Genomic DNA, 24,339 nt, shown 5'->3' on the forward strand with positions numbered 1-24,339 from the left:
TGAATCTGGCCACATCTGCCTCTCACTTCAGGCGTTGAACTTGCTCTCCCTGTCCACGGTGACATTCCGTTTCGCAACAGGCAGTTCGCGATCTTCAAGGTCTGATTCTCCAGGGAAAATATTCCGCTTCGATTCACTGTGATTCTCATTTTAAAGAGATCATATCCATTGGCTGCATTGATCTGCGACCTGATAAGGGACAGACATGAACGTACTTCTGAAATCACTGAAACCCGTCCTGGCGATTACAGTTTTTATTGTCATTGCCGGAGCGTTCGTTTTACGAGACCGCTGGTTGCCGCTGCTGGAGCAGAATCCGTCTGACGCGGATCGTCAGGCTGCTGCCTCGAAAAAATCGGGGAGTAAAAAAGATTCCGAACAGCAGAAGATCATTCTCTCAGATCAGGCAATTGCCAACCTGGGATTGCGGGTCAAATCCATCCTCCCGGAAACGTACTGGAAAACGCTGCAGGTCCCGGGCATGATCGTCGATCGCCCCGGACGCAGCGACCAGGGCGTGATCTCTCCTGTGGAAGGCGTCGTGGAGAAGATGAACTTTTACCCGGGCGATACCGTGCGACCGGGAGACGTGCTCTATACGATTGGCATCCTCAGTGAATCACTACAGCAGACGCAGACGAATCTGTTCAAAGACACCCACAACATCGCACTGGCCGAGAAAAAACAGAAACGCCTGGAGACCTCGCGGGGCGCAATACCCGAAGCACGCATCATCGAAGTCGCCAATGAAATCAAGCGGTTGAAAGTCGCCATCAAAGGCTATCAGCACGAACTGCACAATCGGGGGTTCACTCCCCAGCAGCTGCAGGAAATCGCCCAGGGAAATTTTGTGCGGGACCTGGATATTCTCGTTCCCGATCGCCTGCCCCCTTCCCGGCTGCAGGAGACCTCTGTCGTGATGAAAACTTCGGGAGACACAGCTCGTCAGCAAACACCGCTCACATTCGAAATTCAGGAGAGTGACATCGACCTCGGACAACAGGTGAAAACGGGCCAGATGTTATGTCTGTTGGCTAACCACCGCCTGCTGGCCATCGAAGGGCGTGCTTTTCGAAATGAAACCCAACTGCTGGAACGAAGTGTCAGAGAGGGCTGGCCGGTCGAAGTCGATTTCCAGGAACACAGCTCCAGCGACTGGCCCCCCGTCGAGCAGGTGTTTCGCATCCAGAAACTGATGAATGTCATCGATCCGGTGAACCGTACCTTTGCCTTTCGACTGCCACTGGACAATCAGTCGCGTGTGGTGCAACAGGATGGGCAGTCCCAGGTGCTCTGGCGGTTTCGTCCCGGACAGAAAGTCCGGTTGATGATTCGGGTGGAAAAACTGGACAACGTATTCGTATTCCCCGCTGACGCCGTCGCCCGCGAAGGCGCAGAGGCGTTCGTCTTCACTCAGAACGTGAATACCTTCCACCGCAAACCGGTGCGGATACTGGAACGGGATCGCCGCCATACCGTGATTGCCAACGATGGTTCACTCACCCCCGGTTCCTTTGTAGTTCAGGGCGCCGCCGAACAGTTAAATCGCATGCTGAAGTCCTCCTCCGATAATGATATGCCCGAAGGCTACCATATCCACGCGGACGGCAGTCTCCACAAAAACGAAGACGAAGGGAAATAGGAGAACGCCGTGCTCAATTCCATTATCCGACTTTCGCTAACCCATCGCACACTGGTCCTGGCGGCCTGTGTGGTCATTCTGGCTTATGGCGGTTACCTGTCCACCACGCTGCCGATCGACGTCTTTCCTGACCTCGACCGTCCGCGCGTGGTCATCCTCACACAGTGTCCCGGCATGTCATCGGAAGAGGTGGAAACCCTCGTTACTTATCCCATCGAAACGGCCATTCTGGGGGCCAACGGCGTCGAGGATGTCCGCAGCCAGTCCAGCCAGGGCATGAACGTCATCTACGTCGAGTTCAGCTGGCAGACGGAACCTCGTTACGCCCGGCAGATCGTTTCAGAACGCCTGGCCAACGTTCCCATGCCGCCCGGGATCCGCCCGATCATGACTCCCCAGGCCTCGATCATGGGACAGATTCTGCACGTCGGGATCCATCGTCGCAAAGGGCCACAAGGTGGTCTGCTTGCGCCGCTGGAGCGGGTCGACCTCCTCGCAGAGCTGACTGAGCAGGAAGGACGCCCCCTGCTCACCGTCTGGGATCCCGTCGTACGCAACGATCCCGAACAGTGGCAAAAAGTCGAAATTCAAGATCCCCACTGGGACCCGGCACTCCCGGGGCGAGAGGTTTCATTTACCTGGAACAAACGTTCCTACGATGTTGTCTTTCCCACGCCTTTAGAAGAAAAGATGGACCTGCGGACCACGGCAGACTGGTTGATCAGACCCCGCCTGCTCAAATTAAATGGCATCGCCGAAGTCATCGTTATGGGCGGCGATCAGAAACAGTACCAGGTCCTCGTCGATCCGATCAAGCTGCAGGAATATAATGTCTCCCTGCAGGATGTCGAAGAAGCCGTGCAGTCGAACAATCTGAATGCCAGTGGCGGATTTATCCTCAGCGGACAGACCGAACGCCCTGTGCGGGTCATCGGCCGACTCGGTGCCCTGACCAATAATGTCCTCGAAGAACTGCGCCAGGCGCCCGTGAAGATGAATGGAGACCGGGCGGTATTGCTGGAGAACGTGGCCGAGATCGTCGAAGGTCCCGCACCCAAACGCGGAGACGCGAGTATCGACGGACACCCGGGAGTCGTGATCACCATTGTCAAACAGCCCCACGCCGATACCCGCAAGCTGACCGACGACGTCATGGCGGCACTCCGTGATGCGGAAACGTCCCTGCCAGCCGACATCGTCATCAATACCAAACTTTTTAAGCTGAAGAGTTTCATCGACCGCGGAATTTACTATGTCGAAGAGGCGCTGGTCATTGGGGCGGTACTGGTGGTGATCGTACTGTTCCTGTTTCTCTTGAATCTGCGGACAACGTTCATAACCCTCACGGCCATTCCTCTTTCGCTGGTCATCACGACGCTCGTGTTCCGCGTGGTGGGTGTGCTCACGGGGACCGAACTGTCGATCAACGTGATGACCCTGGGAGGCATCGCCGTCGCCATCGGAGAACTTGTCGACGATGCGATTGTGGATGTGGAAAATATTTTCCGTCGACTGGGAGAAAACAACATCAGCCCCGATCCCAAACCGGCGATTGTCGTCGTATTTGAAGCCAGTCGGGAAATCCGTTCGGCGATTGTCTTTGGAACCGCCGTGGTGGTGCTGGCCTTTATGCCTCTGTTTGCTCTCTCGGGAGTCGAAGGACGTCTGTTTGTTCCCCTTGGTGTCGCCTACATTGTTTCCATCCTGGCTTCCCTGCTTGTTTCGCTGACGGTGACGCCGGTCCTGTCGTATTACCTGCTTCCCCAGGCCAAAGCCACCCACACGCATCAGGATGGGCGACTGCTGCGATTTCTGAAATGGGGCGCCGGATATCTGATCCGGTTCAGTATGCGGCATGCTGCCCTCCTGCTACTGCTGACCTGGGGCCTGGTCGGTGTCAGCGTCTGGGAACTCTCGAGGCTGGGAGCAGACTTTCTACCGAAATTCGACGAAGGCAGCGTCCAGATCAACGTTACCCTGCCCGGGGGATCTTCCCTCAAAGCGTCCAATGAGGCCTCCTCGCTGATCGATGCCCAACTGGTCAAAATGCAGAAGTCAAAGGACAATCCCCGCGGCCCGATCCTGCACTTTTTCCGCCGGACCGGACGTGCTGAGCGGGATGAACATGCTCAACCCGTCAACGTGGGCGAATACATTCTGACCATGAATCCGGAAGCGGATTACGACCGCGATGAGTTCCTGGAAACCTTACTCTCCGACCTGAAAACCAACGTACCGGGAGTCGGCATCGAAGCAGAGCAGCCACTCTCTCACCTGATCAGCCACATGCTGTCCGGCGTCAAAGCCCAGGTCGGCATCAAACTCTATGGCGATGATCTCGATAAACTCCGCGAACTGGCAGGCGACGTTCGTGCTGCCATCACAGACATTCCCGGCGTAACGCCGCCGATCATCGATCCCCAGGAACGTGTCGATGAACTGCACGTGGTGCTCAAACCCGATGAGCTGGCTTACTTCGGGTTAAGCCGGGAGTACGTCGCCCGCTTTGTCGAGACTGCCCTCAAAGGGGAAGCCGTCTCTCAGGTGCTCGAAGGACAGCGGCGCTTTGATCTGGTCATCAAGCTCGATGAACCATATCGTTCCGATCCTTATAACCTCGGCACACTAAGGCTCGAACTCCCCGATGGACGAGGACAGATTCGTTTACGGGAGCTGGCTGACTTTCCCGCTTCCGCCAGTGGTCCGAACCTGGTCAACCGGGAAAATGTCCGCCGCCGGCAGACAATCCGCTGTAACGTTTCGGGACGCGATCTGGCCAGTACCGTAGCTGAGATTGAAAAGCAGGTTCGCACAGAAGTCGAACTGCCAACCGGTTATTTTGTGGAGTTCGGCGGGCAGTTTGAAGCACAACGCTCTGCCACACTCCTGATTACCATTCTGGCTGCCGTCTCGGTCGCCGGGATCTTTATCGTACTGATGATGCTCTATCCTTCCGCCCGCATCACCTTTCAGATCCTGAATGCCATCCCGACGGCGTTCATCGGAGGTGTCTTCGCGCTGGTCTTAACCGACCAGACTCTGACGGTCGCCAGCATGGTGGGCTTTGTGTCGCTGGGGGGAATTGCCGTTCGGAATGGCATTCTGCTCGTGACGCATTACTTCCATTTAATGGAAGAGGAAGGAGAAAGCTTCTCCCCCGAGATGGTACTTCGCGGCAGCCTGGAACGACTGGCTCCCGTGCTGATGACCGCACTCACTGCCGGGATCGCCCTGATTCCGCTGGTGGTGGGCGGGAACAAACCGGGACTGGAAATCCTCTATCCTGTCGCGACTGTAATACTGGGAGGCCTGGTCACGTCCACCTTCTGTGAATTCTTTATTCATCCAGGGCTCTTCTGGAAATTCTCAGGCAAGGATGCCGATCGACTGGTTCGCAGCGAAACATCGGATGCAGAACTCCTGCGAACTGCAACTCAACAACACTCTTGATATTTTCTCTCAAGCAAAGGAAAACGAAATGAAAAATCTGAACCTCTCCGGCTTACTCTTCGCCGCTCTGCTCGTAACAGGTTGTGCAGACAAAGGCACCCCTGAATCGGCACCTCCCGAAGTGGCCGCTGAGCCCGCAGCGCATTCAGAAGACAATCATGCGGAAGCACATTCTCACGGAACCGGTCCCAACGGCGGGGTCATTTTTGATCTGGGTAAGTACCATGCGGAATTCACCGTCGATCATCCCAGTCATGAATGCACGATTCTCTTCCTGGGTGCTGATGAAAAATCACCTGCTCAGGTTGCAGCCACAGAGCTGACGCTCACAACCAAAGAAACGAAAACGGCAGAGGGTAAGGTGGTCCCACCCATGACAGTCAAGCTGCTTCCACAGGACGCCGCGGATGGGAAAGCTTCCAAATTCGTCGGCACTGATCCCGGAATCGGAAACGTCGCAGACTTCTCCGGAACGGTACTGGGTGAAATCGACGGTAAACCCTCCCAAGGGGAATTTGAAGAATAATTGAACCGCCTGTATTACCGGTCTCGCAGCTGGTCATCGCCTGGATGAGTGATTCGGGCGGTGCCCGGCCGGGGCACTGTTACGTATGCACGGGGACACTTCAACGCCAGCGAGGATACAGACACATGTGGTATTATCTCCTGAAAGTCGCAGTGACGGCAGTTCTGGTGGTTGCCGTTTCAGAAATTTCCAAACGCAGCTCACTCTTAGGTGGTGTGCTGGCTTCGTTACCTCTGGTGTCTTACCTCGGCTTGATCTGGCTCTATATTGACACGGGAAGCACTGCCAAAGTATCGGAACTGTCAAGCAGTATCTTCTGGCTGGTCCTGCCTTCACTCTCCTTCTTCCTGCTTTTGCCCTGGTTGCTGAAAAAAGGAATGGGCTTTGGTGCCAGCTTCGGAATCTCAACGGTCGCAATGATCGGCTTCTACCTGGCGATGGTCGTCTGTCTGAAGAAACTGGGCATTCAAGCCTAGATCTGTTTCTCACCAGATGCCGCTTCAGCGAGGTCTGGTCAGCCAGAGTCTCATCTGCTGCAGTTTCAACGCCAGCCGACCGGCAATCGAGCCGCGAAATTCCGCGTATTCGTGTGCGGTCTGTTCTTGTTCTGTCTGCCGTTCCTGCAACTGGGACTGCAACTGTTGAAGCTGCTGTTCCAGCAGTTGAGCGCGTTGCTCAAACCCGGCGGCCCGCTGTTCGACTTCTGCCTGTCGTTTCACCAGCGGAGCCAGTTCCTGCAGGTAATTCGCCGCTGCTCTGAATTTGCTGTCAGGAGAAACAATCTCTCCCTGTCTCTGCTGCACAGCACCGTGATAGAGCAACTCCAGCTGATCCAGGTACTGCTCCAGGTCAGCCTCCTGGCGAATCCACTCTGAGACTTTTGATGCATCCGCCGCGTTATATCCGGATAGGGCATCCACAAGACGGGCTTCCGCTAAGGGAGCCGCCTGCATCGTCCTCACCCCAAAATTCAATCGGCGGAGCTGCTGCATGTTTTGTGAGGTCACCAGCCCTCCAACCCCGTAATGTTCGGTGACGACCACAGCACAACCCACGGCCATCGCTTCGAGCGCACAACGGGCTTTCGCGAACACAACGTCGTATTGAGGCAGCAACTCTTCGGGTCGGGACTGCACATTCCCCGAGCTCTGTCCAATGAGATCCACCCGCTCGATGCCCCTCGCACGACAGGCCGCACGAATCAGCCCCGCATAGTTCTGATCCGACGCCTGGTTACTGAAGATGAGCGCAGACTGCGGTTGTTCCGGCAGTGGCGCTCGCGGCTGATAACGTTTCAGATCGACGAAGTTATACAAAGTTCTGATCTGCTCAGATGCAATGCCCGGCGTCGTCAACAAACGCTCGCGACACAAATCATCGACGGCGACATACTTGAAAATATTCGGAAACACGACCGGACGTTCCTGCCAGGGAAGCCAGCCATGACAGTAATACACGACAGGCGTATCAGGAAAATGCAGCATCGCCGACATCGCTTCCAGATGATGCTGCGCGTGAATCACATCGGGCGGCTCCTGCAGTGCGTTCAGATCATCGATCACGGGGATCGTCTTCGACTGTAACTCTTCTCCCAGGTCTCCCAGTGTCGTGGAATACGCCACCGGCAGATGCCCGCGTCGCAACAGTCCCTGCGCCACGTCGGACAGAAACAGTTCCGAACCGGCTCGCAACGCGAGCGTATTATTCGTCAACAGGATCCGCAGGGGGGACGTCATGCGCGGTCGTCCCTCCCCAGTGCGGAGATCAGGGGAAGCATATGCTGACGAAACTCGATCGCGCGTTGATAGTAGCCCGCTGAGACCTGACGGGCCCCGTGCCGCTCATAGAACGGAGGTGTCTCCTCAAAATGATTCAATTCCTGACCCGAGATGGATGGCGAAAACCATTCCTCCCCCAGGATCCCGTTCCCGAATCGTGCGAGCATCTCTTCGACCTCTTCCAGCAGGGTACCTCCCACTTTCCGGGCGTAATCTCGAATCTGGGCCCGCTTCCATTCCTGTTCGGTCTGAGTGAGTGCATGGCACCAGGCTCCCTCCCGATCCGACCAGGCACTGGGAGAATCCACGAGCGGGAATTCATAGTTCTGCACTGTTCGACCGGATATCTGCTGCAGATCATGTACTGCACTGTCAATCAGGCTGCGACACAGATCGTGTGAAGGATTATAGCCCTCGATCGAGTCGCCCACCACCAGATTGATCTGTTGTTCTGCGAGTATATCGCAAATCTGAGTTCGCAGTTGCGTAAAGAAACTGAGATCCTGATCGAGTATCGCCTGGTAAAACTGCTGGTCGGTAAAGTTGCCGCACAATGCTCCCAGGCGGCCGCCGGCCCCTTCGATCAGCTGGCAGGAAAGTTCGATCCGTGGCTGAGTCGTATGACCGGAACCATCGGTCAGAATCAATACGAGCGGTCGAACTGTCTTCAGCCAGCCGAGTACGCGCAGTTCATGACCGGGATGGCTCAGAATCAGAGCGGTAGAGGGAGTAATAGAATTCGGGCGCATGGTCACAGTAGTATAGATGATCGTAGTAGTAGATCACTCAGTTCCGAGAGGAATGATCGGCAAGTTGTCTGGAACGTTACAAAAGTGCTCCTGGCCCTGTGGGTTAGGAATTATAGCACTCCCATTCTTGAAGCGTCTAGTGAACTTAAAACCCTTGTTCCCGCCGGTACATTTGCACTTAAATGTTCCCGATCTCTGTCTGATTCCGCATAAGAATGAGACTGCGAAAGAGTGCCCTTGGAATTAAAGTCCCCAGCCGTTAAGGTGAGAAGAGAGAATCAAGAAGCGAAAAAAATTTGTGAGTCGGTCCCTTTCAGCAATCCAACACCATTCTGATCGTATCATTCGTTGTCATCACGCAGCGTGGCCGGCAATAAACTTGCAATGAGAACCTCAACGAAAGTTTATGATGGCTGAAAAAAATCCTGATAAAGGTTATATCGCATTACTAGGCTGGTCTTTAGGCGCCATTGAAGCCGCAGAGAATTTTGACCGGCGTTACATCGTCATCGCCCCCGAGTGGGCCGAAGACTACGCCCGCGAGCACGGCATTCCCTATCTTCCCTGGAACTTTGAACGTCTCAATGAACGTTCGCTGGAAATCGCTGAACAGTTGCAGGAGAAAGGGGTCGACATCGCGATACCCCTGTTCGAAGAGACTGTAGAATGGGCAGGCGCCATCAACTCCGTACTGCGTCAGAACCCACGACTCCACGGCCAGGCGGTTCTGTTTCGTGATAAAGCTCTCATGAAACGCCGGGCCCAACTCGGCGGGATTCGCGTCGGGATCTTCGAAGAAGCCCACGATCGTGACGACGTGATTCGCTTCATCCGCCGGGTCAACCAGACGCTGCTCAAACTCGACGGCGACCCGGATGACCCGATCCACGTGAAAGCCTTCGATAAAGCAGGCTGCCTGGGCCATCGTATGATCAGCACGCCGGAGGAAGTCTATCGGATTCCTGACGAGGAATTTCCCCTGCTGATGGAAAGTCATCTCGACGGACACGAGTTTGCCGTCGAGGCCTGGATCCACGATGGGAAAATCCGCTTTCTCAACATCTCGGAATATGTCCGCCTGGGCTACTCCGTCTTCGTGCCCCCCTCTCCCGAGCTGGAAAAGTGGCGACCCCGCATCATCGAAGAAGTCGAAAAACTGATTCACACGTTCGATATCCAGTTCGGCCAGATTCACCCGGAATACTTTCTCACCAGTGACGGAACCATGTATTTCGGCGAAGTCGCCTATCGTCCGCCGGGCTTCAAAGCCTTTGAGCTCATCGAACGGGCGTACGGCTTTAATCCCTATCAGGCCTCGATGCTGGTCTTCGATCCCAAAACCACGGAAGAGGAAATCCAGGAATTCTTTTCCGAGGACGTGCAGAAAGCCAAGGGACACGCGGGCTGTTTCGCCGTTTATCCGCGGCGCTGGGTCGTCAATCGGCTGGAAATTCCGGACGAAATACTGGATCACGAGTATTTTGAATTTCATGAACTCCCCGAACCGCTTGAATCCAAGGTCTCCAAACGATCCGCATTCGGCACGCACTGGGGGCTCTTATTCTTTTTCGGAGAAGATCCTGTTCAATTGAAGGAGCTTCTGGAACATCAGGAAGAGCTGGACTTTTACGTATAACTTCGCCTCTCACCAGGTAATTTCACGATGTGGAAACCATACCCTGGCGAAAACTGACTTATGACGAATATCAATACCGACGAACTGACACCGGCTCTGGAGCGGTTTTCAGCCGCCCTGGAACGACTCGAACAGGCACCGCTGTTTGCCAAAAAGAATCATCGCAGCAGACTGCTGGATACGGCAGAGCGCCTCCTGAGGAAACCAGGAGGCGTCGAAGCGGTCTACCAGTCTGCGGAGCGTTTTGATGCCGCCGGTGTGTTTGAGGGCAGCGACTGGGCATTCCCCTCGCGCCTGCAGCCGGGCCTCGTACCGCGCACGCTGGCAGAAGCGGATCGCTGGACAGTGACCCTCGAATGTCTCAGTCAGTTGCGAATCCTGGCGCTCTCCGAACGAAAGGTCTCCCGTCCCGGGTTCTCTGCCGAGCAGGCCAGTCATTTCCTCAAAGAACTGCTTGCCCTGACCCTGGAGTATGTCTTCGATCATCATCAGACCGAAGCGGCTCGCATCAACGCAGCTGCCTTTCAACTGCCTCGCAATGTTCTGCGGTATGTGGCTGAGAACATCGGATACGATAATCTGCTCGAGCAGCTCGTCGAAGAAATCTGGCGATTATTGCGGCAGCGCCCGATTCGTATCGAACCTGTCAAACTGATGATCACGAAGCTGGCCGTCTACTGTTACGATCCGCAACACGAAAACATCATGATTCCCGCCGGGGCCGAGCGACTCATCAGTTCCCTGTTCAGTCCGAGTCCCAATTCGCTGGGAGATCCGGGAACGTCGGTCTATGCGGAGCGGCTCACCACGCTCGACAGTCAGGCACTGGGAGAAGAAGCCGGCGCCTGTGCCCGCTCCATGTACGACACCGGGCTCGTATCCCCCTATCACGCGGTTCTGGTTCGTTACCTGGTCAAGGAAAATCCGGAGTTGCTGGTGACGGCCCTCGGACTGAGCAGCACCGGTGTCGATGGCCTGTTGACCTACCGCGAACTGGTTCACGCCATCATCGATAAAGCCGTTCATCCCGAAACCAGTCAATCGATACTCGGCCTCTCGGGCATGCTGGAACGTGCTGTCCTGCATTTCCCCGGGGTCGCTTCGTCCCTCTGGCGACAACTCACTCTTCCACTGACGCTTGAGACGCAGAATCGCCTGATCGCCTCCTGTGGCAGCGAACAACCGCCGGACGTCTATCTGCTCGCAGGACTGCTGAGCATGCTCGGACAACCACTGGGGATAGGCCAGGGAGACAACCCGACCTGTCAGTCAGCCCGCGCCCTCTCCTGGTGGGCCTATTCCGATCCCGACTACCTGCTGCAACTCCTCGCCTGGGCTGGACGCGATGACGGCGTGCTCATGACCTTTCGCGGGCAACGCATCTCATCGGCGTTTCTCCCCGCTGGCGGCGCCGGTGTTGTCGGCAGCGATCTCGATCCCGTATCAATGGTCCTGGTGCCCCACCTCGATCGCGTCTATGCAGAGATGTGTCGACTGGCACACAAGGCAGGCGAGGATCCGCATCTGCACGTCAATCCGGAGTTTCATGGCTGGCAGGTGGGCGGCGGGTTTGCTATCGCCGTCGATGTCGCGCACGGCAAACTGCACGAGTATGAAACCTTTATTCGCCTGTTCTACGCCTGTTATCACCCCGTTTACAATGGCGGCAATCCAGTCATTCATCCGCAACCCGTTGGACTCGCAGTGACCGATTCGCTGGCCCGCTTTGTCGGCTGGCATGCGATCACGATTTTACGGGTTGCCATCGATCAGACCGGCGAAACCCGTGTTTACTTTTTCAATCCCAACAACGACAGCGGTCAGGATCTGGGGAACGGTGTCGTCGTTTCGACCAATGGAGCCGGCGAAGTCTACGGCGAATCTTCCTTGCCGATCGCAGAATTCGCATCGCGTCTCTACCTGTTTCATTATGACCCGCTGGAAGTCGGCGATCAGACGCGGATTCCCGCAGAACAGGTGCAAACCGTGATGCAGCTTGGCAAAGAAAGCTGGGCTGCACAGAAAATTCCCGCTCTGGATGACCTGATCGCCACACCCCCCGCACAGCTCCCTTCCACCTATCCGAAATAGGCGAATTGCTGGTGGGGGAACAGTCGCCAGGCGACTTTAATTACTCGCTTCCGCAGCATTGGCCTGCAGACTCATCAGGTACGCCAGCAGGTCGGCCATCGCACGCTGGTCGATCTGTTTCTCCAGACCTTCGGGCATGAAGGAGAGTCCCGAACTGCGGATCTCTTCGATGTTGATCCGCAGCACCGCTGTACTCGTACCGTCCGGTTTGCGGACCGTGATGCTGTTCACGCTTTCGTTGGCAATCATTCCCGACAGCACCTGACCGCTCTCCAGCACCAGCGTATAACTCATGTACTGCGGCTTCACTTCGCGGTTCGGATCCAGGATATGCAGCAGCACACCCGCCTTTCCACGATCGCGAATCGCCTTCAGATCCGCACCCACCGCAGTCCCCACACCTTCCAGACGATGGCAGGCCGAACAGACCTTTTTAAACACCGCCTTACCCGAGGCGTCATTACCGTTCGTTTTCAGAGCGGACTGGTATTGCTGAACCACCTCGTCCCGTCGTGCCAGCGAACGATCTGCATACAGTTGCTTGACCCGATCGGCCAGCCGTTTGTCCGGATGCTGTTTCAGCAGGTCCACCCGTGCCGGGCTCAGGTCCCCGCGACCAATGCTTCCGGCTTCAATCGCATCGATCAGAGCCCCGCTCCAGGCAGCACGCGTCAGTAGCGTCTCGGCGGCTTTGGTCCTTAAGTCCGGTGTCATCTTCGGCCAGCCGTTGATGAGCAACGCAGCGATCTCCTGATCCGGAAACTGTCCCAGTTGAACAATCGCAGCGACCTGCACCGGGTTTACCTGCTGAGGTTCGAGTAACTCGCTGAACACATCCCGCACTTCCGCGTAGGGAGCGAACCCCAGCCGCTCGATGGCCGTCAGCCGCTGCTTGACTGGCAGCCGCGTGTCGAGTGCCGCTTCCCGGGCCTCCTCCAGTACTCGTCCCATAATCGGTTTCAGTGAAGCCTGGTGACGATTCAGAAACGTCCGGCGCGTCTTTTCCGGCTGTGCTGCCAGTAACGTCAGCAGCACCGCTGCCTGTTGCTCTTGAGCAACGCTCCACTGCAGCAGACTGTTGAGCACGACCTCTGTTTCCTGCGGACTCCCGGCAGCCCCTGTCTGTCGCGCCAGTGCGGTCAGCATCCGTGTGCCCATCTTGGATTGACGATAAGTGTCCTCACCAGCCAACCGCTGAAACACGGTCGCTGCCCCCTCTGCCAATGAGCTCAAGATCGCCAGCTCCATCCACTGGTCCTGACCATCCCGCATCGCCAGCGACGCTAACACCGCGTTTCGCTCCGTCGTTGATTTCAGTTCTCCCAGCGAAAACGCCAACTGATAGCGAACCTTGAGGGCAGGGGCCTCACCCATCGCCAGCAGTTGATCGCGGATGGCTTTTGATTCCTGTACTCGCTGCTCAGCCAGCCGGAGTGCATGTACCCGCACCTCAGGCACATCATCTTTCAGTGCCCGCAGCAGACTCGCTTCGTCCAGTGCCTCAAGTCCCTCAAGTGTATACAGTGCCGTCATCCGGGCCACAGGATAATCGGACTCAACTGCCAGCTGTTTCAACAGGGGGACCGCCGCCTGGTCCTGTCGTTCGTAGATCAGCCGGGCCGCGGTATCGCGGTGCCAGCCATTCCGATGGGCCAGCAGTCGCACCAGTTCCGCCGTCGTCGCCTTGCCCAATTGCGGTAACGACGAATGTTCAAAGTTATCCCGCACGATCCGATAGATCCGTCCCCGCTGATCACCGCCGCTGACATTCACTTTTTTGAGTAACTCGGGCGGCAGGAACATCGCCCCTTCTATCAGGTCGCGGTTCATGTCGATCACATACAGATTACCATCCGGCCCGTTAGCGAACTGCACCGGTCGGAACCGCGTATCCGTGGAGGCCAGAAATTCACGACCTGCATCCGCCCGTCGGGCCACCAGCCCCACGCCGTCCGGCTCCAGTTTTCCCCGAAACACGAGGTTGTTCGCAGGCTCACCCACAAACACGCTTCCCCGGTACTCGGCCGGCCAGGCATCGCCCCGGTAAATCGTCACGCCGGTCGCCGCGGTAAAGAAGCCGGACGATTTGCCCCCTTCATTGCTTCCCCGGAATTTGCCCTCGTTTCGCAGGCGGGTCCGCTCCTGCCGCCAGTATTCCTCCGGGCTGATGCGAAACAGCTGCGTATGCTTCCCCCCTTCGGTGATTTCCACCGCGGGAGCCGGCGCCTTGAGATAGGGATTCCGCGCCAGGTAACGATCATCGTACATCAGCATCTTGACCGGAGAACTGTTCGAGCAGAGAAACTCCTGCCCCCAGTCGTCCATCGCCAGTCCATGCTGGCCGCCCCCACTGGAGAGGTCGAACCGCTGTGTGCGCGGATCAAACAGAAACCCGCGATTTCTAATCGAGCGGGCCTTCTCACCTGGATGTTTCACCGCTCGGACTTCCGCCCCGGAATAACTGGTGCAGGCATGGAAGCGATTGTCGAGTCCCCAGAGCAGCGTGTTCAATGACGGATCGGTCCGGTTCTCCAGACGACGAAAGCCGGTGAAGACCACCTCCCGCGTATCGGCTGTTCCGTCCCCGTCCGTATCCTTACAGAACAGCAGGTCGGGGGCGGCTGCCACGAACAGCCCCCCATCGTAACAGGCAACCGCAGACGGCGCCGCCAGGTCCGAGACGAACACCGTGCTTTTGTCATACTGCCCGTCTCCGTCGGTATCTTCCAGCATCCGCACGCTGCCCGTTACCGGCTGTTTGTCTTTCGCGAACTGCTGGTTGTATTCGGGATACTCCACCACGAACATCCGACCGTTTTCATCGAAGGCCAGCGCCACCGGATCCCGCAGCAAGGGCTCCGCCGCCACCAGTTCGACACGAAATCCCGGCTTGACCTGAAACGATGACAGCGCGTCCGCCTTTTTCTCATCCGCCATCGCAGTCTGTAACAGCATCACTCCCGTCAGCAATGACAGGCATAAACTTCGCATCAGCTTTCCCTTCCCACTCACGCATTCCCGTTCAAGGCGCGTTCGGCGTTGTTGTAGAAGATGTCCTGCAACGTGGCTTCATCTTTCACCATCCGCACGAGGAACTCCTGCAGCCGCGTGCTGTAACAGACACCATTGAACTCGCCACCTTGACCGTCACTACAGGGGCAGTCACTGCCGAACAGCATCTGTTTCGGATGCCGTTCCAGGAAACCGGCGGTGAAGTCTTCATCCCGCGACAGCGCATTAAACCCGCTGCCGGCGGACATGTCCGCATACAGGTTCGGATAATTGCTCAGCAGATGATCCAGCAGTCCACCCGGCTTGACCGGTCCCCGCGGATAGAGCGTCTTATCCGGCGACGGAACATCGGCACTGATATGTGACCAGAAGGACTGGGCATGTCCGATGATCCGCACCCGCTGGTATTTCTTCAGATACGGTTCCAGGTATTGTTCGATCCCCTGGTTGAATCCTTTTTTATCATCCTGGAAATGAATTGTGATCGGCCAGTTGAGTTCGTCGCACTCCGCGATGACCGCCTCCACCCGTTTGTCATTCAAAGGCAGATGTTCTTTCTGTTCGCCGATTCCCCGGCACCCCAGCAGGTGGTAAGCCCGAATTCGCTCGATCACATCGGGCTGACGAATGTCGGTCTGGCAGAAAGGAATCAGACGCTCCGGGTACTGATGAAACGCATGCAGCACAGTTTCGGTCCTTAGCGTCACGCCCCCTTCTCCCGTCTCTAAAGGCAGGATGAACGCCTTATCGGTTCCGGTGTTATCCATATGCTTGATCGTATCTTCAATTGTGCGTCCCTTGTGGTTGATATGCAGGTGGCAGTCCAGCTTCTTATATTTCTTCGCCTGTTGCGCCGGATCGGCAGCTGCACTCACAGGCAACAACGCACTACAGCAGGCCGCGCCCGTTGCATACAGAAAACCACGTCGCGAAATGGTCGGGTTCCACATATCTACCTCGTTTCATTCAAATTAATGCAGCGCTGGAATAAAATCGTTCTGTTATGATTCACTTTCAATATATCATAAACAACGTTAAGTTATCACGCATGAATCTGAATTTTCGCCGGTACATTCACGGGCGAAACACCTGTCAACCGCCTGTTGAAAAGAGTTTGAAATGACCCTCGCCCGACCGTTGCTCGCCTGCTGTCTCTCCCTTCTGTTCCTCTCTGTCAGCCCGTTACAGGCCGCCGATCAGAGCCCGGAACGACTCTACGATCCCGGCGTTCCCGAAACCGGCTTCCTCACTCTCGAGACAGACAACTACACCATCCCCATGGACGCCGCCAGTGGCTGGACCATCGATAAGATGTTTTATAAAGGGCACGAGTTCGGTCTCAACAACGGGCAGTACGGCACTGTCATGCGTCCCAAGGGACAACAGTGGTGGGGCACCGGCCACAAAGAAGGGGGCCGCGAGGTCGTTCATAAGGTACAGCTCATTGTCGACGGCAAAGCAGTCCCCATCACGAAGACCGGCGAGACGATCAAAGGCCAGCGAATTGAGTTCATCAAGGAATCCACGATCTGGAAGTTCAAAGTCCGCGCCGAAACCACGATCACCAATTCCGAAGTCTTCGAACGCACACAGCTGGAAGCCCTCGCAGACTGCGAGCTCGACCTGCTCTATTACTTCATGCACTGCTTCCCGCCGACTTCCACGAAATGGATGGCACGACTCCCCGACGGCACCATCGAAACCGGCCCGCTCTCGCACTCAAAGAAAATGGCCGTCAGTCTGGACACATCCTGGGTCGCCCAGTTCAATCCGGCCGAACAGCTCAGCGTGCTCTGTTACACTCCCCGCATCATCACCGGTAACAAAAGCGCCAGCATGATCTGGGACCTCGACCGCTACCACAAATACTACCTCCGCCACAACGACGGCCAGGCCTTCAAAAAGGGAGAAAAGCTCGACTTCACCGTCATCGTCAAAGCCATCCCCCAGGAAACCGGCGACTGGAAAGCCACACAGAAAGCGGCCGCAGAATTGATGAAACAGTTTCCTGCGGAGAAGTGAGGTTCGTTACCGCTCAGAATCCCGCTCGATCCGTTCAAAGTGTTCGTCGATCACATTCAGACTCAACAGCGATTCACGCACCAGCTGCACCGAGGCGAACACCACGCAGCCGATGCCGACGATAATCAGTCCGCCCACAAACCAGAGCGACTGCGGCCGCCAGAGATTCACAACACCCCCCAGCAGACTTCCCAGCGAAAACAGTCCCACGCTGACATACAGGCTCGCCAGTGCGTCGCGGAACAGCCGCGCCCGCTGCTGCAGGTTGCGTGACAGGATCTGCGCCCCTGCATCGGGGTGATCCAGCAGGTGGTGAAACTCGGTATGAATCTGACCAAAGCGGGCCGAAGTCGAACCAATCAGCAACGCCACCCCCGGCAACAGGATCAGCGGCGTTAACCAGAATTCCGTACTCGTCATGGTGGTATCTTTCTCTGGTCAGTTTAGACGCGACACAAATAAATATCGTGCCTTTCTTGGTTTCTTCAAATCATACATGATTAAAGCTGTTTGCCCACTTACTCCACCTCGACACCGATCTCCCGTACAGCACACCACGCCTGTATCGAGTCCAGTTTCTGTTGTGTCGCTGCATTCCGGACAAGGTGCAGCGGCAGTTCCGTGGTGTGGCCCTCCTGTTCATAACAGAGAGTCAAAATTCGCGACATCGCTGACTCAGAAATCCTCAGCCCGGTGATCTGTTTCACATCGATCGAACTACTGCCGTTGAGCACCCGCTCCTTTTCAAACGCCACGGGCGGAACAACCAGAATCGCAAACAGGCTGAGCAGCGTGAGTAACAAGGTACTGCCGCCAATCACTATCAGCACAAATCGCAGCACTTTCCAGGCCTCTCCCAGATTCCCGGGTAACGGGATGAAGCCCGCGACGAGGCCCGCAATTAACAGACCCAGCGCGACCAGCCCAAAGAATGAACCAAGCAACCTTAAGCTCATCCAGCAGGTGAGATAAAGCGACACACCCATCGATTTCATGAGCTGTACCAGCACAATTCCCAGGCTGAGCTGATCCTCCCTGAGTAACGTCACCTCCGTGTCATCCAAAACTTCCATGTTCATCCTTGCCGCTTATAAAGAGACGATTTCGAATACCTGCAAATTATTTGCGTGCCTTTCGTGGTTCATGAAAGACTCGTTATTACCGCTTCGCTTTCTTTATACCCCCGCCCGGAATTCCCGGTTTCTGATCCCACTTCTGTGGCGGATTCTTTTCGTACCGCGGAGCAGCATCTTTTTCCGGGAACTGGTCTGCGATCGCCGTCAGCCGTTTCAGGGCAGCCTGGTCTTCTGGGTTATCAGAGTCGATCAGGTTCTTCTCTTCCCACGCGTCGCCGCTGATCTGATACAGCTTGACCGGTTTCCCCTTCGCATTGATCCACAGCTTATAGTCTTTGTCGCGAATCACGCGGTCGTCGTAATCCAGTGCGGGCTGAACGCGTCCGTCACGCAGCGCCGCCGGCCCGCCACCCATTGAGAGAATCCATTCCCGCGGCCCTGTTTGCGTCTCACCCAGAATCAGCGGTGCGAACGATTTCCCATCTACCACGCGATCCGCCGGCAGCCTGGCTCCCGCCAGTTCGGCAAACGTGGGCAGAATATCGGTGAAGTCGATCAGGGCGTCCGTCTCCACACCCGCGGGCACCGTACCCAGGCAGTTGACGATGAACGGCATCGCCGTGCCATTCTGCTCGGTCATCTTCGTCTTACCACCCCGCACCATGCGACCATTGCGTTTGTTGCTCTGGCCGCCGGTACCGTTGTCGGTGGTAAAGACGATAATCGTATTCTCACGCACCCCCGCAGCGTCCAGGGCGATGAGCAGTCGTCCGACCAGCTTGTTGGTGTAACGCACCATGCCGGCGAACATCCGTTGTTTTCGCTCACTTTGATCCAGGTCGTTGTCGTTTTCGAAGTCCTGTTTATTGTCGGGCGTCGTCGTCAGCGGACTGTGTGTCAGTACCATCGGATAATAGAGCAGCATCGGCTCGTCTTTGTGTTTCTGAATGAAGTCCGCGAGGTAGTTACAGAAAATATCGGGACCGAATTCACCTTGAAAGGTCTTGCTCCCTTTCCCCTTGATATTGATATAGGGATTCCAGTACCGCTCGGCACTCGGCGGGTTATCTGCTTCATAGCCCGTCCACATGCACCAGTCATCAAAGCCCGCTTCTTCCATTGCCTTTGGTTCAACACGAAAATCGTCGATCTGCCACTTCCCGACGGCACACGTTTTGTAACCGGCGTCGCGGAGTACATTCGCAAATGTCGTATTCAAACTCGGATCAAAATGCGCACCCGCGCCCCAGCGGGGCACATCCCAGTGATTGGTCCAGCCATGCCGAAACGGATACTGACCCGTCAGCAGAGTCACCCGCGTCGGAGTGCACTGCGGCATACACCACGCGTTGTTGAACTTCATTCCGGTCGTCGCCAGCTGATCGATGGCCGGCGTCCAGACTCCCTCACCCCCGTAACTGCTGATCCACTCCTTGCCCAGGTCATCCACCAGGATAAACAGGATGTTCGGCTGACGGCGCTCTTCCGCCGCCGCGGGCTGAATCAGTAACAGTAACACAATCAGACACAGCAGGCTGCGATACATGATAAACCTCTCGAGAAGGCAACGTTGATTAATGATCACTCAACCTGCGATTCTAACTCTACGCTGGCACCAGCTCAACAACAAAGCACTGGCCGGCGGGAACCGCACATTGCAATCTCTCATCACGCAGGCTACTGTGAAGGGAGCGACGGAGCGTGTGCATCACACTTCCGTTCACTCCCGGAGTCCTCTGAACCTCGCGCAACTTCATCGGAAACCAGAACCATGCCACAGCATTCAACCTGCTTCATACTCAGTTCCCTGCTCTCTCTTTCCCTCACGACGATTGCTGTCGCTGAAGACTGGGTGATCGATACACAACAGCAATGGACAGCTGCAGCCAACTATCAGACGCACCTGGAATTCAAAGACGGCACTGCGATTCCCACTGACAGCAAAGCCACCTTCGTGAGTGAAGTCGAACGCTTTAAACAGAAACACAAAGCGAAATCGCTGGTCGTCCAGCAGTCTCCTCTCTGGCAGAACTGGGAACCCGTGGCGAACCTCGGCCCGGTCAACCTGCAGGATGCTCCCGTCTTTCTGCCCATCGGCCCTGATAATTACTGGGTCTTCGGGCGTTACGGCGGCGCGAAGAAAAAGCAGGGCTTTCAACCCGAACCCGCTCAACTCGACGGGTTCGACGTCAAGCTGCAGACCACTCCCTGGAAACATCAGTTTGATGCACCGGGGGGACTCAACAAGGGGCTTGGCGGCTATCACGCCTGGCAGAGCCGCGACATGGTCAACTGGGTGCATCACGGCCCCGTCACCGAAGCCTTCTCCCGCTGGGTGACCAGCGCCGAGTATAAAGACGGCAAAGTCTATATCTATTACGACTACCCCAACGACCAGGACCCGCACGTCTACATCGACGAAGATCTCACCGATGGGAAACCCGGCAAAGACATGGGCCTGGCCGTCAAAGATCCTTCACACGGCTCCGACGCCGGCTTCATCCGTGACAAACAGGGACGCTTCCATGTGATCCTCGAAGACTGGAGCCCCATCAACGCCAGCAAACGTTCCTGGGACTCCCCGTTGGCTGCCCACGCGGTCAGCGAAGATGGCGTCACGGACTGGAAGTTCCTCGCCCCACCCGTCGACAACCGCACAAAAGACACCGGCAAAATCGCTGAATACAAACACCCGCACTGGCTGCAGCACCCCGACTGGAACACCAACATCGGGAAATACCACGTTCACGAGCCCGAGCAGGAAGCCTACGGTGACTGGGCCCCCATCTGCGTCGGTTCACAATACTACCTCTTCGGCGATTACGATCCCGCTGGCGGCGGACACATGAGCGTCGCCTGGTTCACCAGTCCCAGTATCGACGGACCTTTCGCCTGGTGCGACAAGATCGGCGAAGGACACCCCGATCCCGATATCGGCTTTGCCGAAGGTCGCTTCTATCTCTTCACCCAGCAGAAAACCGATTTTACCAGCCCTGGTCCCTGGGTAGAACAGGTCCAGGCCCGTGTCGGCGTAGACACCGACAACGACGGCAAACTCGATACCTGGACCGACTGGCAGGAAGTCAAAGAGACCTACGACTACACGCCCGGCCTATCCAAACACGTCAAAAAAACACCGGCTCAACTCGACCTGACCAGTTTACCCGCCGGTTATGGCTTCGGCTTCGAACTGAAACTGAAAGACACGACCGCCAACAAGTCAAAACCGATGATTGACAAAGTCACGCTCACGTTTGAATGAAGAGTAAACACGCTGGAGGGAAAGACTGCGTCTACTTTGGGCTCGCTTGATCAATCTGCATTGCCGCAGGGGGGGTGATGTGGGCAATAGCCCGGCGAAATTCCAGTTCAAGCGTGCTGGAGGTACCGGTTCCCGCGAATTTCACATGGACTGGATCGGGTTTGACCCATTTGGGAAACGTTATGCGCGAACGCAGTCCAGAGAATTGACCAACGCGGTCTCCGTCCAGGGTAACATCGATGTTGACGTTTTCACCGTGGTGGCGGACTTTTGCCGTCAAGCGCTGCCAGACATTTCTTTTCAACCTGGCGTCCTTGTTACTGTGCTCTGGTGCAGCGTCTCGATCTTCTTTGCCATCGATTACCATGAGTGCACTGCCGAGTCCGCCTAGATGCAGGCGGATCGCCTGCTTATCGCCCAGTGGTAAGTCAATTTGCAAAGGTGCAAAACCCGATTGCTTCAACTCCAGTTCCAAGTCAAAATCGCCGCTGATCTCCTGTGGAAATATCGCACCGACCCATTCTTTTTTCTGCCTGGATGCACTACTGCTGCCGGCAAGGATTCCGTCTTTCATCTGCCATGTCATATTCTTGGAATTCAATGCGGTTGGCACGAGATCAGCCAACAGGTCGATTGTCTGACTTGAACTCTTTCCAACTTTCACCCACTTCGCATCGATGATATTTCCGTCATGACCGTTGCCGGAGTAGTCTTTGAGAATATCTCCCTGACCTTCTTGGAAAAGGTAAAGTGCTTCAGTAGTACTGTCGTTGGTTAACTCCGCGGGTGGCATGAAATCTTCGTTGTAGCGGGCTCCTTTTGAGTAGCGCACGCCTTCGATCAGGCCACGAAACGGACTCATGCCTGCCATACGAGTGTTTCCGATCAACAATTCTCTGACCAGAGCGGGGGGGGTGCCCTGCGCAGGGGTTCGCTCAGGGCCGTAGTTCACTTTATCCAATCGTTTTCCATCTACATAAAGGCAGACTTCACCATTTTCAAAAACGGCTGCAATGTGGTTTCTTTCACCGCGTATAGCAATATTACTATTTGTATAACTGCCCCTGCAGATAACATACTCATATCCAGGGATGAGTTTCGTCGTCGTTACGAACGACCACTTGTTGAGTCTCTGATCATGAACTAAATTGAGCATCATTTGAAAAGACAAATCGAGAATGCTTTCATTAGGCGGGGCTTCCCCATTCGCTGTGGGGAAGCTATCTCCCTCGGACACCCACGCCTCAAGTGTAAAGTCTTCATCGAGTCTGAACGGTGCTTTCACCTCGACAACACTTGTTGGCTCCGGGAAAGTTAATGCGTAGCGCTGTGAGTTGCTTGCTGCAGGGGGTGGATTCTTAATAGATTCACTCGCAGAGTGACTGTTTGGCAGCGCTCCATTCAGCAAGCCATCGAGCTGACCATTCACAACCTTGGCCGTCAGTGCCGTTTTTCCAGCGACGCGATTTGTGATGCCGGGATCGTCCTGCGTGATCTGTACATCCTGTTTGCCATCGCGAACGAAATAAGCCATCCCCAGCAGCAGTAACAATCCGCCTATGCCGCCAGCGATCAGCAGTTTCTTTGGCGGGCCGGATGATTTTGATTTTGAAGCGGCAGTCGACTTGCCCTTTGACAATGACTTCTTCCCCTGTTTCGTACGCAACCTGACTACCGAGGATTCAGTACGGTCGATTGAAATCAAAGCCGGATTCGATTCATCTTTCGCGGTGGGAAGTGATTTCGGTTTCTGGCCCTTCTTTTTAGCTTGTGCCTGCTTATGTCTTTCATCCGGGTTGCGGAGTACTTCCTGCAGATCATTCGCGACGTCCGTCATTGACTGGTAACGCTGCTCCCGGTCCCCCGCAATCATTTTCAGGCAGATGGCTTCCAGACGCGGATCAATATCAGGGCGCAATTCGGAAGGCTTCGTTGGGTCGTTGAGTGCGATCTGCTGCAGCAGCGCCATCAGGTTTCCCTTGAATGGCATCTCGCCAGTAATCAGCTCATACATGATGACGCCCAGCGCGTAGATATCGACCTGGTGATCAATTACTGCCTGATCGCCGGCTACCTGCTCGGGAGCCATGTAGGCAGGCGTACCAATAATGGCGCCACTTTGCGTCACCTGCACATCATCACTCGAACTGCGTCGCGCCAGACCAAAGTCCATGACGACCGGTTCCCCTTTCCGATCGATCATGATATTCGCGGGTTTTAAATCACGGTGTATCACACCAATTTCGTGTGCCTCGGACAGTCCCAGCGCAAGTTTCCGGATGGTAGTGATGATCTGCTTTTCGGAATGGGTCTTCTTCGACTTCGTATAATCCTTCAGCGGTCGGCCTTCGATGAACGCCATGGTGATGTAGTGCTGACCATCGATTTCGCCGACATCATAGACGGGACAGATGTTGGGACTCCGCAGCGTCGCTGCTGCCCGGGCCTCGCGATAGAAGCGTGCGAGCAGTTCTTCCTCATCGACACCATTCCCGTCACCGAACTTGGGAATCTTCAGAGCCACATCACGATCCAGCTGCGTATCTTTAGCGAGATAGACTGCCCCCATCGCTCCCTGGCCGAGCACTTTCTGAATCTCATAGCGACTGAACGAATTGGAGATTTCGATTTCCGAGGTTGCTTCCGTATTGGGTTGTTGAAAGTCCCGGGTGAGTGATGATTCTGAATCACCTGTCCCCTGAATCATTGTGTGAGCAGTTGCATCTTCGAATGAGATTTTGTCAGGCACACTGGTTTCCGTTGACGACGTGTCTGTTTCCGCTTTGTCAGACTGTGTAGGAGTTTCCGATTCTTTCCACTGTTGGAAATACCGTGTGAGTTCAGCGGTATGTTCGGGATGTGCCTCGAGCAATTTCTCGAAGGAGAACTGTTCACCAGGCTTGGTGTGAGCTTTGAAATCAGCGACCAGCTGATCAATATTTAAACTCTGCCCGTCGGCCTCTGAAGGTGGGTCGCTCATATCTGCAGCCTGATATCCAATTCTTGATGGTATTCAATAAAGCGCTGATTGATCATATCTGGAATTCCGGCGTCGACGCAGCCAACCCATTCAGCATCTAAGTTGATGCCACAAA

16 protein-coding genes are annotated in these 24,339 nt (G+C 55.7%); 8 read left to right on the forward strand and 8 right to left on the reverse strand.

What is annotated here, in order from left to right:
• Positions 1 to 205: 205 nt before the first annotated feature.
• From RID21_RS29945 to RID21_RS29960, 4 genes are all read left to right on the forward strand, one after another.
• A complete protein-coding gene (locus RID21_RS29945; RefSeq protein WP_350195408.1) occupies positions 206 to 1,642 on the forward strand; it encodes an efflux RND transporter periplasmic adaptor subunit in 1,437 nt (478 codons plus the stop codon).
• 9 nt (positions 1,643 to 1,651) lie between these two features.
• Positions 1,652 to 5,092, forward strand: a complete 3,441-nt coding sequence (locus RID21_RS29950; RefSeq protein ID WP_350195410.1) for an efflux RND transporter permease subunit — start codon at positions 1,652 to 1,654, stop codon at positions 5,090 to 5,092.
• Positions 5,093 to 5,120: 28 nt separating this feature from the next.
• Positions 5,121 to 5,618 carry a hypothetical protein gene (locus RID21_RS29955; RefSeq protein WP_350195412.1) on the forward strand — a complete coding sequence of 166 codons (498 nt, stop codon included), beginning with the start codon at positions 5,121 to 5,123 and terminating at the stop codon, positions 5,616 to 5,618.
• 125 nt (positions 5,619 to 5,743) lie between these two features.
• Entirely contained in the window at positions 5,744 to 6,094 is a 351-nt protein-coding gene (locus RID21_RS29960) for a DUF3147 family protein (protein ID WP_350195414.1), read from the forward strand.
• A 24-nt stretch (positions 6,095 to 6,118) separates the two neighbouring features.
• Here RID21_RS29960 and RID21_RS29965 read toward each other — a convergent pair whose 3' ends face one another.
• The gene (locus tag RID21_RS29965; protein ID WP_350195416.1) at positions 6,119 to 7,354 is read right to left on the reverse strand and encodes a glycosyltransferase; all 1,236 of its coding nucleotides are present in this window, start codon (positions 7,352 to 7,354) and stop codon (positions 6,119 to 6,121) included.
• On the reverse strand, positions 7,351 to 8,145 hold the full coding sequence (locus tag RID21_RS29970; RefSeq protein ID WP_350195418.1) for a hypothetical protein: 795 nt from the start codon (positions 8,143 to 8,145) through the stop codon (positions 7,351 to 7,353). The genes RID21_RS29965 and RID21_RS29970 overlap by 4 nt, the downstream gene beginning before the upstream one ends.
• A 409-nt stretch (positions 8,146 to 8,554) precedes the next feature.
• Between RID21_RS29970 and RID21_RS29975 the strand changes: the two genes are divergently transcribed.
• A complete protein-coding gene (locus RID21_RS29975) occupies positions 8,555 to 9,781 on the forward strand; it encodes an ATP-grasp domain-containing protein (protein WP_145193905.1) in 1,227 nt (408 codons plus the stop codon).
• Positions 9,782 to 9,841: 60 nt separating this feature from the next.
• On the forward strand, positions 9,842 to 11,872 hold the full coding sequence (locus RID21_RS29980) for a hypothetical protein (protein ID WP_350195420.1): 2,031 nt from the start codon (positions 9,842 to 9,844) through the stop codon (positions 11,870 to 11,872).
• 36 nt (positions 11,873 to 11,908) lie between these two features.
• Here RID21_RS29980 and RID21_RS29985 read toward each other — a convergent pair whose 3' ends face one another.
• Together RID21_RS29985 and RID21_RS29990 are read right to left on the reverse strand one after the other, a co-directional pair.
• Positions 11,909 to 14,863 (reverse strand): PVC-type heme-binding CxxCH protein, encoded by a 2,955-nt coding sequence (locus RID21_RS29985; protein WP_350195422.1) that lies wholly within the window; start codon positions 14,861 to 14,863, stop codon positions 11,909 to 11,911.
• Positions 14,864 to 14,880: 17 nt separating this feature from the next.
• The gene (locus RID21_RS29990; RefSeq protein ID WP_350195424.1) at positions 14,881 to 15,834 is read right to left on the reverse strand and encodes an amidohydrolase family protein; all 954 of its coding nucleotides are present in this window, start codon (positions 15,832 to 15,834) and stop codon (positions 14,881 to 14,883) included.
• A 169-nt stretch (positions 15,835 to 16,003) separates the two neighbouring features.
• Between RID21_RS29990 and RID21_RS29995 the strand changes: the two genes are divergently transcribed.
• Positions 16,004 to 16,906: a hypothetical protein gene (locus RID21_RS29995; protein ID WP_350195426.1), complete on the forward strand. Its 903-nt coding sequence runs from the start codon at positions 16,004 to 16,006 to the stop codon at positions 16,904 to 16,906.
• A 6-nt stretch (positions 16,907 to 16,912) separates the two neighbouring features.
• Here RID21_RS29995 and RID21_RS30000 read toward each other — a convergent pair whose 3' ends face one another.
• The 3 genes from RID21_RS30000 to RID21_RS30010 all read right to left on the reverse strand — a co-directional run bounded on the left by RID21_RS30000 (position 16,913) and on the right by RID21_RS30010 (position 19,528).
• Positions 16,913 to 17,326 (reverse strand): DUF2721 domain-containing protein, encoded by a 414-nt coding sequence (locus RID21_RS30000; RefSeq protein WP_350195428.1) that lies wholly within the window; start codon positions 17,324 to 17,326, stop codon positions 16,913 to 16,915.
• Between the two features lie 98 nt (positions 17,327 to 17,424).
• Positions 17,425 to 17,979 carry a hypothetical protein gene (locus RID21_RS30005; protein WP_350195430.1) on the reverse strand — a complete coding sequence of 185 codons (555 nt, stop codon included), beginning with the start codon at positions 17,977 to 17,979 and terminating at the stop codon, positions 17,425 to 17,427.
• An 85-nt stretch (positions 17,980 to 18,064) separates the two neighbouring features.
• The gene (locus RID21_RS30010) at positions 18,065 to 19,528 is read right to left on the reverse strand and encodes a sulfatase family protein (RefSeq protein WP_350195432.1); all 1,464 of its coding nucleotides are present in this window, start codon (positions 19,526 to 19,528) and stop codon (positions 18,065 to 18,067) included.
• 225 nt (positions 19,529 to 19,753) lie between these two features.
• On the opposite strand from RID21_RS30010, the gene RID21_RS30015 reads away from it, so the two are divergent.
• Complete coding sequence (locus RID21_RS30015; RefSeq protein ID WP_350195434.1) at positions 19,754 to 21,244, forward strand: hypothetical protein; 1,491 nt, start codon at positions 19,754 to 19,756, stop codon at positions 21,242 to 21,244.
• 31 nt (positions 21,245 to 21,275) lie between these two features.
• On the opposite strand, the gene RID21_RS30020 is transcribed toward RID21_RS30015, so the two are convergent.
• Positions 21,276 to 24,224, reverse strand: coding sequence for a serine/threonine-protein kinase (locus tag RID21_RS30020; RefSeq protein ID WP_350195436.1), 2,949 nt, complete (start codon positions 24,222 to 24,224; stop codon positions 21,276 to 21,278).
• Positions 24,225 to 24,339 lie beyond the last annotated feature (115 nt).

The sequence above is a fragment of the Gimesia sp. genome (genome assembly GCF_040219335.1).
In the GTDB taxonomy this organism is placed as follows: Bacteria; Planctomycetota; Planctomycetia; order Planctomycetales; family Planctomycetaceae; genus Gimesia.